Origin of the sequence: Rhodococcus sp. TAF43, assembly GCF_052113525.1 — a bacterium.
Lineage (GTDB): Bacteria > Actinomycetota > Actinomycetes > Mycobacteriales > Mycobacteriaceae > Prescottella.
On the sequence record NZ_JBFRDL010000002.1, the window covers coordinates 67671 to 81761 of the forward strand.

Genomic DNA, 14091 nt, shown 5'->3' on the forward strand with positions numbered 1-14091 from the left:
AACATGGCCGCGTTGCCGTTCGCGGAGTTGCACATGCACATCGAGGGGGCGCTCGGCCCGGAGCTGATCTTCGCGTTGGCCGAGCGCAACCGCATGCACCTGCCCTACGTGGACCTGGCCGATCTCGAATCGCGCTACGAGTTCACCGATCTGCAGTCGTTCCTCGACCTGTACTACGCGAACATGGCGGTGCTGCGGACGGCGGAGGACTTCGCCGACCTCACCCGGGACTACCTGCGCCGTGCGGCCGCCGCGGGAGTGCGGCACGCGGAGATCTTCTTCGACCCGCAGGCCCACGTCTCGCGCGGTGTTCCGCTGCAGGTGGTGCTGGACGGGATCCTCGACGCGCTCGCCGCCAGTGAGCGCGAGTTCGGCGTGAGCAGCGGCCTGATCGCGGCGTTCCTGCGCGACCAACCCGTGCACGACGCGGAGGAGGTGCTCGCGGAGATCCTGAGACTGCAGGCGCCGATCATCGGCGTCGGACTCGATTCCGCAGAGGTCGGCTACCCGCCGACGCTGTTCGAGGACGTCTTCGCCCACGCCCGCGCCGAGGGTCTGCACGTGGTGGCGCACGCCGGCGAGGAGGGCCCGCCCGAATATATCTGGCAGGCATTGGATCTCCTCGGCGCCGAGCGGATCGACCACGGTGTGCGCTGTCTCGAGGACCAGGCACTCGTGCAGCGTCTGGTGGACGAGGAGATCCCCCTGACCGTGTGCCCGCTGTCGAATGTCCGTCTGCGCGTGGTGGATACGATCGCCGAACATCCCCTGCGCACGATGCTGCGCGCGGGTCTGCGGGTGACCGTCAACTCCGACGACCCCGCCTACTTCGGCGGTGACGTGGGCGAGAACTTCGCACAGCTGCGGGCCGGGATCGGGTTGACCGACGACGAGGTCGAGACGCTGGCACGCAACTCGATCGAGGCGTCCTTCGCGTCGCCCGCCCGCAAGGCCGAACTGCTCCGCACCTAGGCGGACGGGCGGTCCGGACGCCCCCCAACGGGCGCCCGGACCGGGATCTGGTGGATGCGCTGGTGCGTGTGGCGGGTACCGGTCAGCGCACGGCGGCCGCGGCCTTCTTCTCGGTGGGCTCGCCCTCGTTGGCGAGACGGCCCCCGGAGTTCTCGAGGTGGGCACGGACGAACCACTGGAACTTCTCCAGTTCCGCGGTCTGACCGATCAGCATGTCCTCGGTGATCGGGTCGATCTCGCCGACCTTCGCAATCGCCTTCCGATTGTGCTCGATCACGCCGGTGTACACGAGATCGAGAGCAGCGAGGTGCGCCTGGGCGCTGTCGCGCCCGACGGAGTAGTCGTCCCACGACCGGTCCTTCTCGATGGCACCGGGCGTGCCCTGGGGGGAGGCACCCAACGCTGCGATCCGTTCGGCGACCGCGTCGGCGAAGCCGCGGACCAGGTCCACCTGCGGGTCGATCATCTCGTGGACGCCGATGAAGTTGGGGCCCACGACGTTCCAGTGGATGTGCTTGAGCGTCAGGTGGAGGTCGTTGTAGGCGCTGAGTCGATTCTGGAGCGTGTTCGCGACCGCGGCGCCCTGGTCTGCGGTCAGTCCGGGAACGGTGAAGTTCGTCATCGTCTGTCCTTTCGATCCTGTGTCCACACCTGCCGGCCGATTCGAACTCTTTGTCGGCCGAGCGATGTTGTCCTGTTCAACGGTACTACAAAATCTATGTCATGCACGGTAGATAAGTTGTCGCAGGTGGGGCGAGAATTTTCGAACCCTGGTCGGTGGGCGAGCGCGGTGTCAGGATCGACGCGTGGACGTCGAGGAAGTGGCCGACGAGCTGTACGGGCTGGATCCGTCCGTGTTCGTCGCGGCCCGCACCGGCCGGGTCGAACAGGCGAAGGCGAGGAAGGATCGTGACGCGGCCCGGGCGCTGGCGGCGTTGAGGAAGCCCACGACCGTCGGGTGGCTCGTGAACCTGCTGGCCCGCGAGTCGCCCGACGACGTCTCCGCGGTGCTGGCGCTCGGCGATGCGCTGCGACAGGCGCAGCGACGCCTCGACCCTACGGCGCTCCGCGAGCTCTCCGATCAGCGGCAGCGGGTGGTGCGGGCGCTCGCGGAACGCGCGGGCCGGTTGGCCGCGGAGCGTGGCAGGGCGGTGGGCGAGGCGGCACTGCGAGAGGTCGCGCAGACGCTGCATGCCGCGATGGCGGACCCGGACCTGGCGCGCACCGTGGAGCGGGGACGGGTGCTCTGCGCCGCGAGATACAGCGGTTTCGGGCCGGCCGTTCTGGAATCGGTGGGTCGCGGAGAGCGCTCGTCGGGCGCCGCGGCGGCTCGAAAAGGCTCTGGCGCAGCGAGTCTCGGTGCGGACGCCCGGGAGGTCGCGCGGGCCGAGCTCACCGCCGCCCGCGCCTCGGCCGAGGCGGCGCGGGAGGCGACGGACGTCGCCGAGCGTGAGGTGTCCCGGCTCGATGCGGAAGCCGCGGAGATCGCGGACCGGATGGAGGTCCTGCGGCGCGACCTCGAACATCTGGAACAGCGCGACGCGTTCGTTCGGGAGTCGGCGCACGCGGCGAACGCGGCTGCGCGGTCGGCGCGAAGCGATCTCGAGCGTGCCCGCCGCTGGGAGTCGGAGGCGGAGGCGGCTGTCGAGGACGGCAACTGAGGTGCGTATTCTCGTATTCCAAGGAGTGATGGAATATGAGTGAGTCCGATGCGGACATGTACGACCAACTCGCACGCATAGCGAAGGCGATGGCGAACGGCAAGAGGCTGGCACTACTCGAGTTGATGGCGCAGGGCGAGCAGTCCGTCGAGACCCTCGCTCGGGGAGCGTCGCTCAAGGTGACGAGCGCGTCCTCGCACCTGCAGATCCTCAAGAGTGCCGGCCTGGTGCGCACGCGGCGCGAGGGCACCACGATCTTCTACCGGCTCGCCGGGCTCGACGTCGCGCGGCTGTACGTGTCGATGAAGGACGTCGGTGCGGCGCACCTGCCCGGACTCGCGCACGGCGAGGGGACCGAGTTCTCCGACGAGCTTGCGACGCAGATGCGTTCCGGCTCCGTCGTCGTTCTCGACGTCCGGCCGCACGCGGAGTTCACGGCGGGACACCTGCCCGGCGCGGTATCCATCCCGCTCGACGAGCTCCGCGCGCGCGCCTATGAACTGCCGGTGAGGACGCACGTCGTCGTGTATTGCCGCGGTGAGCTGTGCGGAATGGCCCGCGACGCCGCCGACCTCCTCCGGCAGCGGGGACTGAGCGCGGCCGCGTTGGACGAGGGCATCCTCGAATGGCGGGCCTCGGGCATCGAACTCGCCGGGACCGCCGGAGACGCCTCGTGACGGCGCAGCGGGCGCTCGTGACGCCGGACCTTGCCGCCAGTCAGCGCCGGATCCTCGCGGTCCTGGTCGCGGCGCAGATCCTCAGCGGTGCCGGCCTCGCCGCCGGGATCACCGTCGGCGCGCTGCTGGCCCAGGACATGTTGGGCGGCACCGGCCTCGCCGGTGTGCCGAGTGCCCTGTTCACGATCGGTTCCGCGGCCGCCGCGGTCTCCGTCGGCCGGATCTCGCAGCGCTTCGGCCGTCGACCCGGTCTCGCGCTCGGCTACGGCACCGGCGCGCTCGGCAGTGTGGGAGTGGTCGCGGCAGCGGTCGCCGACAATGTCGTGCTGTTGCTGATCTCGCTGTTCGTCTACGGCGCCGGAACGGCGACCAACCTGCAGGCGCGCTACGCCGGTGCCGACCTGGCCGCCCCGGCCCACCGGGGCCGCGCCGTGAGCACGGTGCTCGTGGCGACCACCGTCGGTGCGGTCGTCGGCCCGAACCTCGTGACGGTCATGGGTGATTTCGCCGAGGGGCTCGGAATCCCGGCACTCGCAGGACCGTTCATCCTGGCCGCAATCGCGTACGCAGCCGCCGGCGCGGTGCTGTGGGTGATGCTGCGCCCGGATCCGCTGTTGCTGGCGCGTGCCGCCGCCGACACTGCGGACCACGCGGCCGGCCCTGGCATCGAACCGTCCGCCGCGCGCACGTGGAATCCGTCCGTCGTGCTGGGCACGACCGTCATGGTCGTCACGCAGCTGGTCATGGTCGGTGTCATGACGATGACCCCGATCCACATGCAGCATCACGGGCACGGAACCGGGGCCGCAGGCCTGGTCATCGCGATCCATGTCGCCGCGATGTACCTGCCCTCGCCACTGTCGGGGAGGCTCGCGGACCGGTTCGGCCCGCGGGTCGTGGCCGCCGCGGCCGCGGTGACGATGCTGGCCGCGGGTGTCACGGCCGCCGCCGCTCCGGTGCACTCGGTGCCGGCGCTCGCGGTCGCGCTGGCGCTGCTCGGGCTGGGCTGGAACTTCGGGCTCATCAGCGGCACGGCGATCATCACCGATGCGGTCCCGCTGGCGACACGTGCCCGCACGCAGGGCACCGTCGATCTGACGATCGCGATCGCCGGCGCGGGCGGCGGACTGTCGTCCGGTGTCATGGTCGCGGCCACCAGTTACGGCTGGCTGGCGCTGCTCGGGGCGGCGATCTCGTTGCTTATCGTCCCCGCGCTCGCCCTGCACGCGCGCCGGGTCTGACGAAACTGAAGGCGGCCGGCTCCGAAAGGAACCGGCCGCCTTCACGACGTGCGGGAGGTGCTAGATGCGCTCGTAGATGGTGGCGTTCGCGGTGCCGCCACCCTCACACATGGTCTGCAGGCCGAAGCGGCCGCCGGTGCGCTGCAGGTGGTGGACCAGCGTGGCGGCCAGACGCGCACCGGAGCCACCGAGCGGGTGGCCGAGCGCGATCGCGCCGCCGAGCGGGTTCATCTTGTCCATCGACGCGCCGGTCTCGAGCTGCCACGCCAGCGGCACCGAACCGAACGCCTCGTTGACCTCGAACGCGTCGATGTCGTCGATCGACAGACCGGCCTTCTTCAGCGCGAGCGCGGTGGCCGGGATGGGGCCGGTGAGCATCTTGACCGGGTCGTCGCCGGCGACGACGGCGGTGTGGATGCGAGCGAGCGGGGTCAGGCCCAGGGCCTTCGCCTTCTCGGAGGTCATGACCAGCACGGCGGCCGCGCCGTCGGAGATCTGCGAGGCGCTGCCGGCGGTGATGACGCCGCCCTCGAGGAACGGGGACTTGAGCTGGCTGAGCTTCTCGGTGGTGGAGCCGCGGCGGATGCCCTCGTCGGCGGAGAAGACGGTGCCGTCCTCGAGGGTGACCGGGGCGATCTCCGCCTCGAACGCGCCGGCGTCCTGCGCGGCGGCGGCACGCTCGTGCGAGGCAACCGAGTACTCGTCGAGCTGCTCGCGGGAGATCCTCCACTCCTGCGCGATGAGCTCGGCGCCGACGCCCTGGTTGAAGCGGCCGTTGAAACCGGGTGCCTCGAGCTGGGCGGCGTAGCGAGTGCGGGCGGGACCTGCGGAGTCGCCGGTGCCCGGAACGTTCGAGGAGCCGAGCGGCACCGCGGTCATCATCTCCACGCCACCGGCGACGATGATGTCGGCCTGGCCCGAGATGACGGACGCGGCCGCCATCGAGATGGTCTGCTGCGACGAACCGCACTGGCGGTCGACGGTCAGGCCCGGCACCGACTCGGGCCAGCCGGCGCCGAGGACGGCCATGCGGCCGATGTTGCCGGTCTGCATGCCGACGCTGTTGACGTTGCCCCAGTAGACGTCGTCGACGATCGCCGGGTCGATGCCGGTGCGCTGGGCAATCGAGCGCAGGACGTGGGCGGACAGCTCCACCGCGTGCACGTCCGCGAGCGAGCCCTTCCGCTTGCCGATGGGGGTACGAACTGCCTCGACGATCACTGCGTCACGCATGGCGCCTCACTCTCGATGAAGTCGGTCGAATCTAAAGAGTTAAACGAATGTACTTCATCGGTGGTGCGGCCTCAGGAGCGGGCGGTGATTCCGGTGCCGGCCATCCGGCCCGCCAGTGCGAGCAGGTCCCGGTCCCGGCCGGGTGGACCCACCAGGGACAGGCCCACCGGCAGGCCACCCGGCGACGTCACGGGCACGGTCACCGTGGGCAGTCCCGCGACGGCCGCAACTGCGACGAGCATCCCGGTGGTCCGAAGCTTCTCCGCGACAAGGACATTGCCGGGATCGTCGGCGGTCGACGGTGCCGGGGACGCCGCCGTAGGCATGACGAGGACACGGGAGCCCAGGTAGTCGCGGACGGAGCGGCCCGCGGCGCCGAGTTCGTCGAGGCTGCGCCGATACGTGGATTCGGAGATCTTCGACGCCGCGAGGAAGTTCGCGCGGGCCTCGTCGCCGACCGACCCGACGGCCGTCGACACCCAGGCGCCGTGTTGCTGCCACGCCTCGTAGCCCTGCACGGTGGTCACGGCGTCGTACCAGTCGGGGAGTTCCGCGATGTCGAGGTCCTGCTCCGACAACGGCGGTAGCGCCGACCGCCTCCATGATGCGAGCGCCTCCCGGACCGCGGGTTGGACGTGCTCGTCGGCGACGGCGGTCACGCCGGGCGCCGTCACCGCCGCGCCGAACGGACTCGCCGACGCCGGGGGGAGCAGCGCGTCGCCGACGGCGATCAGGGTCGTCGGGTCGGCGCACACCCAACCGACCCGATCGAGGGTCTTCGAGAGCGGCATCATGCCGAGTACCGAGACGGTGCCGTGCGTCGGGCCGAAACCCCACAGCCCTTGATAGGAGGCAGGGATCAGGACGGATCCGGTGGTGTCGGGGCCCAATCCGACGGACGCGCTGCCGAGCGCGACGGCGGTGGCCGCCCCCGAGGTCGCGCCTCCCGGAATGCGGCCGGACGCGGCGGGATTGGCCGGCGTCCCGTAGGCCGCGTTCACGCCGGAGTGGCCGAAGCCGAAGTCGACGGTCTGCGTGATTCCGGCAACGGCGGCGCCCTGCCCGAGCAGGCGGGAGATGCTGTCGGCGGTGGTCGTCTCGGTGGGCGCCAGCCCCAGCCATCGGGGATTGCCCGCGCCGACCCGCTGGCCCTCGACGGCGAACAGGTCGGTCACGGCGACCGTACGGCCCGCGAGCGGCCCGGAACCGCTACCTGCGATCAGCGGATCGCCCTGGAGTCGCCACGTCGCGGTGTCGGCGGGCTTGGTGTCCCCGCCGGGTAGTGGCGGCACGCCGGGGTCGCGGAGGTCGTCGCCACATCCCGCGAGCAGCGTCGCGCCGCCCACCGCGGCGCCGAACGCGCCGGCCCGCAGGAACGAACGACGGTCGAGGCGAGGGGAGTTCGGTCCGGTCGGCACGCCGCTCACAGTAGCGACGCGCCGACCGGATCCGGACGGTTCGAGCCCCGTGTCAGGCGAGAACCTGGCGGAGGTACTCGTTGTCGAACGTTCGCGACGGGTCGTGCTTGTCGCGGACCGTGCAGAAATCGTCGAACCGGGCGTACGTGGGGCGCAGGTCGTCCGCGGTGCGGCTGTGCATCTTGCCCCAGTGCGGACGGCCGTCGACCGCGCGGGCGATCGCCTCCACCGCGTCGAAGTACTCGCGGTGATCGCGGCGGTGGTACTGGTGCACGGCGATGTAGGCGCTGTCGCGGCCGTTCGCGGTGGACATCCACACGTCGTCGCCGGGAGCGAAGCGGACCTCGACCGGGAACGCGATTTTGCAGTCGGACCGGTCGAGCCAGTTCGAGATCTCCCGGAGGGTGTCCTTCACGGCCTCCTGCGGCACCGCGTACTCCATCTCGCGGAACCGCACCCGGCGCGGCGACGCGAACACGCGGTAGCTGCGGTCGGTGAACTCGCGGGCCGACAGTGCCCGCGCGCTGACCTGGTTGACCTGCGGAATCGTGGCAGGGAACGCCGACGTCAGCCGGTTGACGCCCTCAAAGAGCGTGTTCGACATCAGCTCGTCGTCGATGAAGCCGCGGATGCGGCCCACGGGTTCGAGCGGCGTGTCGCCGGGCAGTCGTGTGTTCCGCTTCGTCAGAACGCGATTGGTGTGCGGGAACCAGTAGAACTCGAAGTGGTCGACGGTCTCGAGATCGTGCGCGAGTCCGTCGAGCGTCTCGTCGAGTCGCGCCGGTCCCTCGACGGCGCGCATCGCGTAGGCCTGGGTGACCGCGAGGTCGAGTTTGGTGATGATGCCGAACGCGCCGAGGCCGATTCGGGCGGCCTGGTAGAGCTCGGGGTTCTCGGCCTCGGAGCAATCCACGACCGACCCGTCCGCGAGCACGATCTGCAGTCCGCGGATCAGCGTCGCGAGCCCACCGAACCGCGCTCCCGTCCCGTGCGTGCCGGTCGAGAGCGCGCCGGCGATCGACTGGACGTCGATGTCACCGAGGTTGATCATCGCCAGCCCGCGCCCCCACAGCTGCTCGTTGAGGCTGCGCAGGCGAGTCCCGGCCATCACCGTCGCGACCGGACCCGCCGGCGTCGTGCGGACGGATTCGATCCCGGCGAGGTTGTCGAGGCTCACCAGAACGCCGTCGGTGACAGCAACTCCGGTGAACGAATGGCCCGCCCCCACGGCTTTGACGCGTAATCCCCGCTCGGTCGCATTCGCGACCAGCGTGCTCAGCTCGGCTACCGATCGCGGTGTTTCGAATCGGTGAGGTGTCGACGAGTGGGTCCCCGCCCAGTTGCGCCACGTGTCCTGTGCCATTCCCGTCACTATTCACCTGGACGAGCGTCCAGGCAAATGAGACACGTTTTTTCCGTTTCGGGTTTTACGATCGGGAGATGTTGAATCGGCTTCCAGCGGAAGAACGCCGCGCCCAACTCGTCGAAGCGGCGCTGTCCATCGCCGAACGCGGCGGGATCGCAGCGGTGACGATCCGTGCTGTCGCGGAGGAAGCGGGCGTCTCGCTCGGCGTGGTGCACTACTGCTTCGAGAGCAAGGAAGCCCTGGTCGCGGCCATGGCCGAGAGTCTGGTGCTGCAGCTGAGCGCCGGGATGCGCGAGTCGTTCGCGTCGGTGTGGGACTCGCAGGAGTTGAACGGTCTGCGGGATCTGCGCGAGGTGCTGCACACCGGGCTGACCGGGATGTGGCCGCTGGTCGAGGCCACCGCGGATCGCCAGTTGCTCACGTACGAGATCACCGCATACGCGCTGCGCCACCGCGCGGCGGGCGCGCCGCTCGCCGGGAGTGTCGCGGACGAGCAGTACCGAACCATGGACATCGAGGCCACGGTGTTCCTTCAGGAGAGCGCCCGCAGGACCGGGACCACGTGGACCGAACCGGTCGAGGCGATCGCGCGGTTCGCCCTCGCCGTCATCGACGGCATCGTCCTGCGCTGGCTCGTCGACCGCGACAGCAATGCCATCATCACCGAGCTCGACGATCTGGTGCGCATCGTCGCGAGCAAGGCGGTCGACGCGGACCCAGACCTGGACAATCGTTCAGGAGAGTGATCGACTGGTCCGAACGCCTACGACGAACGGACTGATGTGACTGCTGCGATCGACCGACTCACCGCTGCCACGGCTCATCTCGATCCGCCGCTGGCGGCTCTGGACCTCGCCACACTGCACACCAATGCCGCCGACCTGGTGCGGCGTGCCGCCGGCACCCCGGTCCGGGTTGCCAGCAAGTCGGTGCGGTGCCGTGCGGTGCTCGAGGTGGCGCTCGGCTCCGGGCTCACCGCGTCCGGAGGGTTCCGCGGCATCATGTCCTACTCGCTGCGCGAGGCGATGTGGCTCGCGCAGCGAGGCGCCGAGGACGTGCTGATGGGTTATCCCACCGCCGATCGCGCGGCGCTGGCCGAACTCGGCGCCGACCGCACGCTCCTCGACCGCATCACCCTGATGGTCGACGACATCGCGCAACTGGACCTCATCCGGTCGGCGGTCGGATCCGAGAGCGTCCGGCCGCGGGTGTGTCTCGACGTCGACGCGTCGTTGCGTCTCGGCCCGGCCCATCTCGGGGTGCGCCGGTCGCCGCTGCGGGAACCGGGCCAGGTGGCACGGCTGGCGCGGCTGGCGGCCGACCGCGGCTTCGCCGTCGTCGGGGTGATGTTCTACGAGGCGCAGATCGCAGGCCTGCCCGACAGCAGTTTCGCCGTGCGCATGGTGAAGAAGGCGTCGGCCGCCGAACTCGCCACGCGCAGAGGCGCAGTCGTGGACGCCGTCACCGAGGAAGTCGGGAAGCTCGAGATCGTCAACAGCGGCGGTACCGGCTCGCTCGAGGTCAGTTCGGCCGACTCGGTGGTCACCGAGGTCACCGCCGGATCGGGGCTGTACGTGCCGACGCTGTTCGACCGCTACCACTCGTTCACGCCGCGTCCGGCGCTGTTCTTCGCCCTGCCGGCGGTCCGCAAGCCGACGCCGAGGATCACGACGTTGTTCGGTGGCGGCTACATCGCGTCGGGTCCCGCCGGGAACACGCGCGTGCCGGCTCCGGTGTGGCCGCGCGGGTTGAAGCTGCTGCGCAACGAGGGCGCCGGCGAGGTCCAGACGCCCGTCACCGGCGCGGCGGCCGCCGAGTTGGCTGTGGGCGACCGGGTCTGGTTCCGCCACGCGAAGGCCGGCGAGCTGTGTGAGCGTTTCACCGAGGTGCACCTCGTCGACGCCGACGGCACGGCCACGTCCACACCCACCTACCGCGGCGAGGGCAAGTGCTTCGGGTGACCTCGGGTCACTCGCCCAGACGCGTGAACGCGCCCAGTTCGGTCAGCCCGGCAGGTGTCGTCGGAAGGTAGTGCGTGAGCAGCCGCGACCGCACGATCACCGCACACCACTTGCCGCGGGAGACCGCGACGTTGAGCCGGTTGCGGGACAACAGGAACGACATCCCGCGCGGCACGTCCTCGGCCGACGACGCCGTCATCGACACGAGCACCACGGCGGCCTCTCTGCCCTGGAACTTGTCGACCGTCCCGACGTGCACGTCGGCCAGTCCGGCGGCGGCCAGGTGCCGTCGGATCAGGCTCACCTGCGCGTTGTACGGCGCCACGACGAGGACGTCGGACTGTCCGAGCGGGCGGGTCCCGTCGAAGCCGGTCGGATCCGTCCACGCCCGGGCGAGCAGTGCCTGGATCCGCCGGACGACCTCGCGTGCCTCCTCGACGGATTCCGTTGCGTTGCCGCGGTGGTCGAGGACCGCGCTGTCCACGCCGGGCTCGACACCGGCGAGGTGGCGCGCGGTCGTGACCGGTTCCTCGGACTGCAGGCGCCCGCCGTACGACAGCGCCGACACCCGGGCGCACAGCGCCGGATGCATCCGCCAGGTGCGCGCCAGGAAGTAGCCGTGTTCCGGTGGCAGCGCGTCGTGGCCGGCGGCGAGCCAGCCCAGCGCCGACTCGTCCACCGGTTCGGGGTGGGTGCCCTGACTGACCTGCGGTAGCTGCTGCGGGTCGCCGAGGAGCAGAAGATTGCGGGCCGACGCTCCCACCGCCACGGTGTTCGCGAGCGCGAACTGTCCGGCTTCGTCGATCACCAGCAGGTCGAGACTGCCGGGTGGGATCCGCTCGGCGTGCGCGAAGTCCCAGGCGGTCCCGCCGACGACGCACCCGGTCGCCGCGGCGTCGTCGAGGAACTGCGGGTAGGCGTTCGCGGTGATCCCCGTCCACGCGCGGTCCTCCGCGCGGCCGTCCTTCTTCGCGACCATCCGGCCGTCGAGTCCCGCCGCGACCACCGCGTCGAGCATGTTCTCCACCACCGAATGCGACTGTGCCACCAGGCCGATCCGCCAGCGGTGGTGTGTCACGAGGTGGGTGATCACGCGCGCGCCGGTGTGGGTCTTGCCGGTGCCGGGCGGGCCCTGCACCGCGAGGTACGAGTGGTCGAGGTCCAGCAGTGCCGAGACGATCGCGGCGGCGTGGTCACCGGCGCCGTCGGCCGTCGGCAGCCCCGCACCGCTCCGGGTACGCGGAGGGATCCGGCGCAGGACGTCGACGGCCGCGTCCGGCGGCATCGCCGGCAGCATCGCAGCCATCTGCTCGGCCGCTGCCCCGATCGCGGTCTCCATCCGCACCGTAGCGATCGGGTGACCGGGCGCCACGGCCATCGGCAGTGCCGTGTATTCGTCCGGACCGGTGAGCAATTCCTCCACGACGATGACGTCGTCGAAGTTCTCGTCGGCGCCGACCGACAGCACCACCGCCGTCGCTGTCCCGCGTTGCGTGGGGGTCGATCCGGTCATCGCCTCCGCCGGTAGCGGCGGGTCGTACAGGGTGAACACCTCCGCACCGGGGACGACGGTGCTCCCGGTCCCGTACCGGCCCGTCAGCCGCAGATGGCGGCGCAGCTTCCGCTGACGAGGGGTGCTGCGGTGCCAGTCCTGCACCACCACGGCGTGGTCCACCTGCAGCACGTCGCGGGTGTCGGCCCACTCGTCGACCACCTGTGTCAGCCGGTCGAAATGCGCCCACCAGAACGGTTTACGTTCCCGCCGGTGGTAGCCGACGGCGGCTGCCATCAGTGCGGCGGCCTGCTGGTCGGCGCTGCGGGACCCGCGTGCTTCGTCGCCGGCGAACCGTCGCAGAGCCTGCTCGGTGAGGTCGACCTCGCCCTCGTCCGGGACGGGCGGAGGGTCCTCGCGTCGATGCGGCGACACGTCGTGGTCCGCCGCGATCGCGAGCAGCCAGCTGCGCAACTCACGGGTCGAAACGCAGTCGTACTCGTTGTAGTCGCCGATCCCGCGCAACAGCTCGGCGGCCTCCGGCCGCCCCTGGTCCCGGAGGTCGCAGTAATCGGCATATGCCACAACGGAATCGGCGGCGTTGGTTACGTCGCCGTCCCGCAAGCGGGTGCCCATGTAGAGCGGCTCGAGCTTCTTGATGCTGTACGACTGCGCGCCGACCCGCAGTGATGCCCGGACGATCGGATAGAGGTCCACGAGCACCCCGTCCCGCAGGAGTTGGTCGACGGCCTCCTCGCCGACTCCGTGCCGACCGGACAACCGCAGCAGCGCGGACTTCTCGTACGCCGCGTAGTGGTAGATGTGCAGGCCCGGGTGCGCGGCGCGGCGGGCGGCGACGTAGTCGAGGAAATCGATCAGCGCCCGACGCTCCTGCGCTCGATCGTGGGCCCAGAACGGCCGGAACACCGGATCTCCGGCGCCGGTGGGCGGCTCTTCGAGCACGCCGAACAGGTACTCGAGCCCCCACTGCGCCGATCCCGCCTCGGCCCACAGCGGGTCGCCCTCGAAGTCGAAGAAGATGTCGCCGGCGTCCGGGCGGGGCAGGCCGGCGAGGGCGGTCGGGTCGAAGACCTCGAAGGGGTGGCCGCCCTGCGCCTCCCGGCGCAGTTGGAGTGCGGCCTGCGAACGGAGGGCGGAGAGTGTTCGCGCCGACACGTCCGGGACCGGGTCGACTCGCTCCGCCAGGGCGTCGATGGTCGACACTCCCGCCGATACGAGGTGCTGGCGGGTACTCGCGCGAATCCCCGCGACCAGCAGCAGATCTCGATGCGCCTCGACCTCGGCGGCGCAGGTCTCGCAACGCCCGCAGGACTGGCAGTTCGCGTCACCCCACGCGACCGGGACGCCCCGGGATCGGTGGTCGTCGAGGATGCGTTGCAGGCGTGCGCGGCGCGCGGTGTACACCGGGACGAGGTCGGCCAGCGCGTGCACCGAGTCGGAGCCGTCGCCCAGCAGGAGGTGGGCCCTCGGTGCCGGGCGCACACCGCCGGCCGCGAGGGCGTCGGCGTACGCAGCCAGTTGCAGCAGCGCGGGGACCTCGACATGGCGGGCCAGTTTGGTGTCGTACACCGCATACATGTCGCCGTCCGGCCCGTCCTCACGGACGAGGAAGTCGCTGAAGCCGAGGAACCGGCCGTCGAAGAACGTGCCCTGGTAGATCACCGGCGCCCCGGACCGGGCGGCCGCGACGGTCGCCCGGTGCGCGTCGTGCAGGCCGACCGTCGTGTACTCGGGCCGCGCGATGGTCTCGATCCGTCCGAGACGGCGCTCGAAGTCGTCCCGGACCCGTCGTTCGTGGGCCTCGCCGAGCAGGGAGGTCCGCTGCAGCATCGGATCGGCGGCCGAACCCGCCGCGGCCGGAGCGAATCCGAGCAGCCCGTCGAGGCGGCGCAGCAGAGCGAACTCGCACGTCGCGGCGAGCGTCAGATCGCCGGTGCTGTAGACCACCACATCGTCGAGCAGGAACATCGCGCCCCTTTCCCGGTCGGTTCGGGCCGATTGTGCCATCGGGCGGCGACAACCAGGGGAGGGCTCGCGGCCGCCGCAGCG

11 protein-coding genes are annotated in these 14091 nt (G+C 70.7%); 6 read left to right on the top strand and 5 right to left on the bottom strand.

Features of this window, described 5'->3' with window-relative positions:
- The first annotated feature begins 3 nt into the window (after positions 1 to 3).
- Positions 4 to 972: an adenosine deaminase gene (locus AB4Z09_RS01775; protein WP_174914562.1), complete on the top strand. Its 969-nt coding sequence runs from the start codon at positions 4 to 6 to the stop codon at positions 970 to 972.
- Between the two features lie 82 nt (positions 973 to 1054).
- Here AB4Z09_RS01775 and AB4Z09_RS01780 read toward each other — a convergent pair whose 3' ends face one another.
- Positions 1055 to 1594 (bottom strand): Dps family protein, encoded by a 540-nt coding sequence (locus AB4Z09_RS01780; RefSeq protein ID WP_442239034.1) that lies wholly within the window; start codon positions 1592 to 1594, stop codon positions 1055 to 1057.
- Positions 1595 to 1778: 184 nt separating this feature from the next.
- Between AB4Z09_RS01780 and AB4Z09_RS01785 the strand changes: the two genes are divergently transcribed.
- Genes AB4Z09_RS01785 through AB4Z09_RS01795 form a run of 3 tightly spaced genes read left to right on the top strand, consistent with a single transcriptional unit; the run spans position 1779 to position 4551 of the window.
- Positions 1779 to 2633 (top strand): hypothetical protein, encoded by an 855-nt coding sequence (locus AB4Z09_RS01785; protein WP_442239035.1) that lies wholly within the window; start codon positions 1779 to 1781, stop codon positions 2631 to 2633.
- 35 nt (positions 2634 to 2668) lie between these two features.
- On the top strand, positions 2669 to 3310 hold the full coding sequence (locus AB4Z09_RS01790) for an ArsR/SmtB family transcription factor (protein WP_442239036.1): 642 nt from the start codon (positions 2669 to 2671) through the stop codon (positions 3308 to 3310).
- Positions 3307 to 4551 carry an MFS transporter gene (locus AB4Z09_RS01795; RefSeq protein ID WP_442239037.1) on the top strand — a complete coding sequence of 415 codons (1245 nt, stop codon included), beginning with the start codon at positions 3307 to 3309 and terminating at the stop codon, positions 4549 to 4551. The genes AB4Z09_RS01790 and AB4Z09_RS01795 overlap by 4 nt, the downstream gene beginning before the upstream one ends.
- Before the next feature lie 60 nt (positions 4552 to 4611).
- Here the strand turns inward: AB4Z09_RS01795 and AB4Z09_RS01800 are convergent, their stop codons facing one another.
- The 3 genes from AB4Z09_RS01800 to AB4Z09_RS01810 all read right to left on the bottom strand — a co-directional run bounded on the left by AB4Z09_RS01800 (position 4612) and on the right by AB4Z09_RS01810 (position 8565).
- On the bottom strand, positions 4612 to 5784 hold the full coding sequence (locus AB4Z09_RS01800) for a thiolase family protein (protein ID WP_114718493.1): 1173 nt from the start codon (positions 5782 to 5784) through the stop codon (positions 4612 to 4614).
- A 71-nt stretch (positions 5785 to 5855) separates the two neighbouring features.
- The gene (locus tag AB4Z09_RS01805) at positions 5856 to 7202 is read right to left on the bottom strand and encodes an amidase family protein (RefSeq protein ID WP_442239038.1); all 1347 of its coding nucleotides are present in this window, start codon (positions 7200 to 7202) and stop codon (positions 5856 to 5858) included.
- A gap of 52 nt (positions 7203 to 7254) precedes the next feature.
- Positions 7255 to 8565, bottom strand: a complete 1311-nt coding sequence (locus tag AB4Z09_RS01810) for a D-arabinono-1,4-lactone oxidase (protein ID WP_174909192.1) — start codon at positions 8563 to 8565, stop codon at positions 7255 to 7257.
- Positions 8566 to 8642: 77 nt separating this feature from the next.
- Here AB4Z09_RS01810 and AB4Z09_RS01815 point away from each other — a divergent pair, with 77 nt between their 5' ends.
- Both AB4Z09_RS01815 and AB4Z09_RS01820 read left to right on the top strand, forming a co-directional pair.
- Positions 8643 to 9314, top strand: a complete 672-nt coding sequence (locus tag AB4Z09_RS01815) for a TetR/AcrR family transcriptional regulator (protein ID WP_174909194.1) — start codon at positions 8643 to 8645, stop codon at positions 9312 to 9314.
- Between the two features lie 36 nt (positions 9315 to 9350).
- On the top strand, positions 9351 to 10529 hold the full coding sequence (locus AB4Z09_RS01820) for an amino acid deaminase/aldolase (protein WP_114718496.1): 1179 nt from the start codon (positions 9351 to 9353) through the stop codon (positions 10527 to 10529).
- Positions 10530 to 10536: 7 nt separating this feature from the next.
- Here the strand turns inward: AB4Z09_RS01820 and AB4Z09_RS01825 are convergent, their stop codons facing one another.
- Positions 10537 to 14010, bottom strand: coding sequence for a TM0106 family RecB-like putative nuclease (locus AB4Z09_RS01825; protein WP_442239039.1), 3474 nt, complete (start codon positions 14008 to 14010; stop codon positions 10537 to 10539).
- Between the last annotated feature and the right edge of the window lie 81 nt (positions 14011 to 14091).

What these genes read in the sequence shown, in the direction of transcription:
- AB4Z09_RS01775 (WP_174914562.1), top strand. Translation starts at nt 4, where the DNA reads ATGGCCGCGTTGCCGTTCGCGGAGTTGCACATGCACATCGAGGGGGCG.
- AB4Z09_RS01780 (WP_442239034.1), bottom strand. Translation starts at nt 1,594, where the DNA reads ATGACGAACTTCACCGTTCCCGGACTGACCGCAGACCAGGGCGCCGCG.
- AB4Z09_RS01790 (WP_442239036.1), top strand. Translation starts at nt 2,669, where the DNA reads ATGAGTGAGTCCGATGCGGACATGTACGACCAACTCGCACGCATAGCG.
- AB4Z09_RS01800 (WP_114718493.1), bottom strand. Translation starts at nt 5,784, where the DNA reads ATGCGTGACGCAGTGATCGTCGAGGCAGTTCGTACCCCCATCGGCAAG.
- AB4Z09_RS01810 (WP_174909192.1), bottom strand. Translation starts at nt 8,565, where the DNA reads ATGGCACAGGACACGTGGCGCAACTGGGCGGGGACCCACTCGTCGACA.
- AB4Z09_RS01815 (WP_174909194.1), top strand. Translation starts at nt 8,643, where the DNA reads ATGTTGAATCGGCTTCCAGCGGAAGAACGCCGCGCCCAACTCGTCGAA.
- AB4Z09_RS01825 (WP_442239039.1), bottom strand. Translation starts at nt 14,010, where the DNA reads ATGTTCCTGCTCGACGATGTGGTGGTCTACAGCACCGGCGATCTGACG.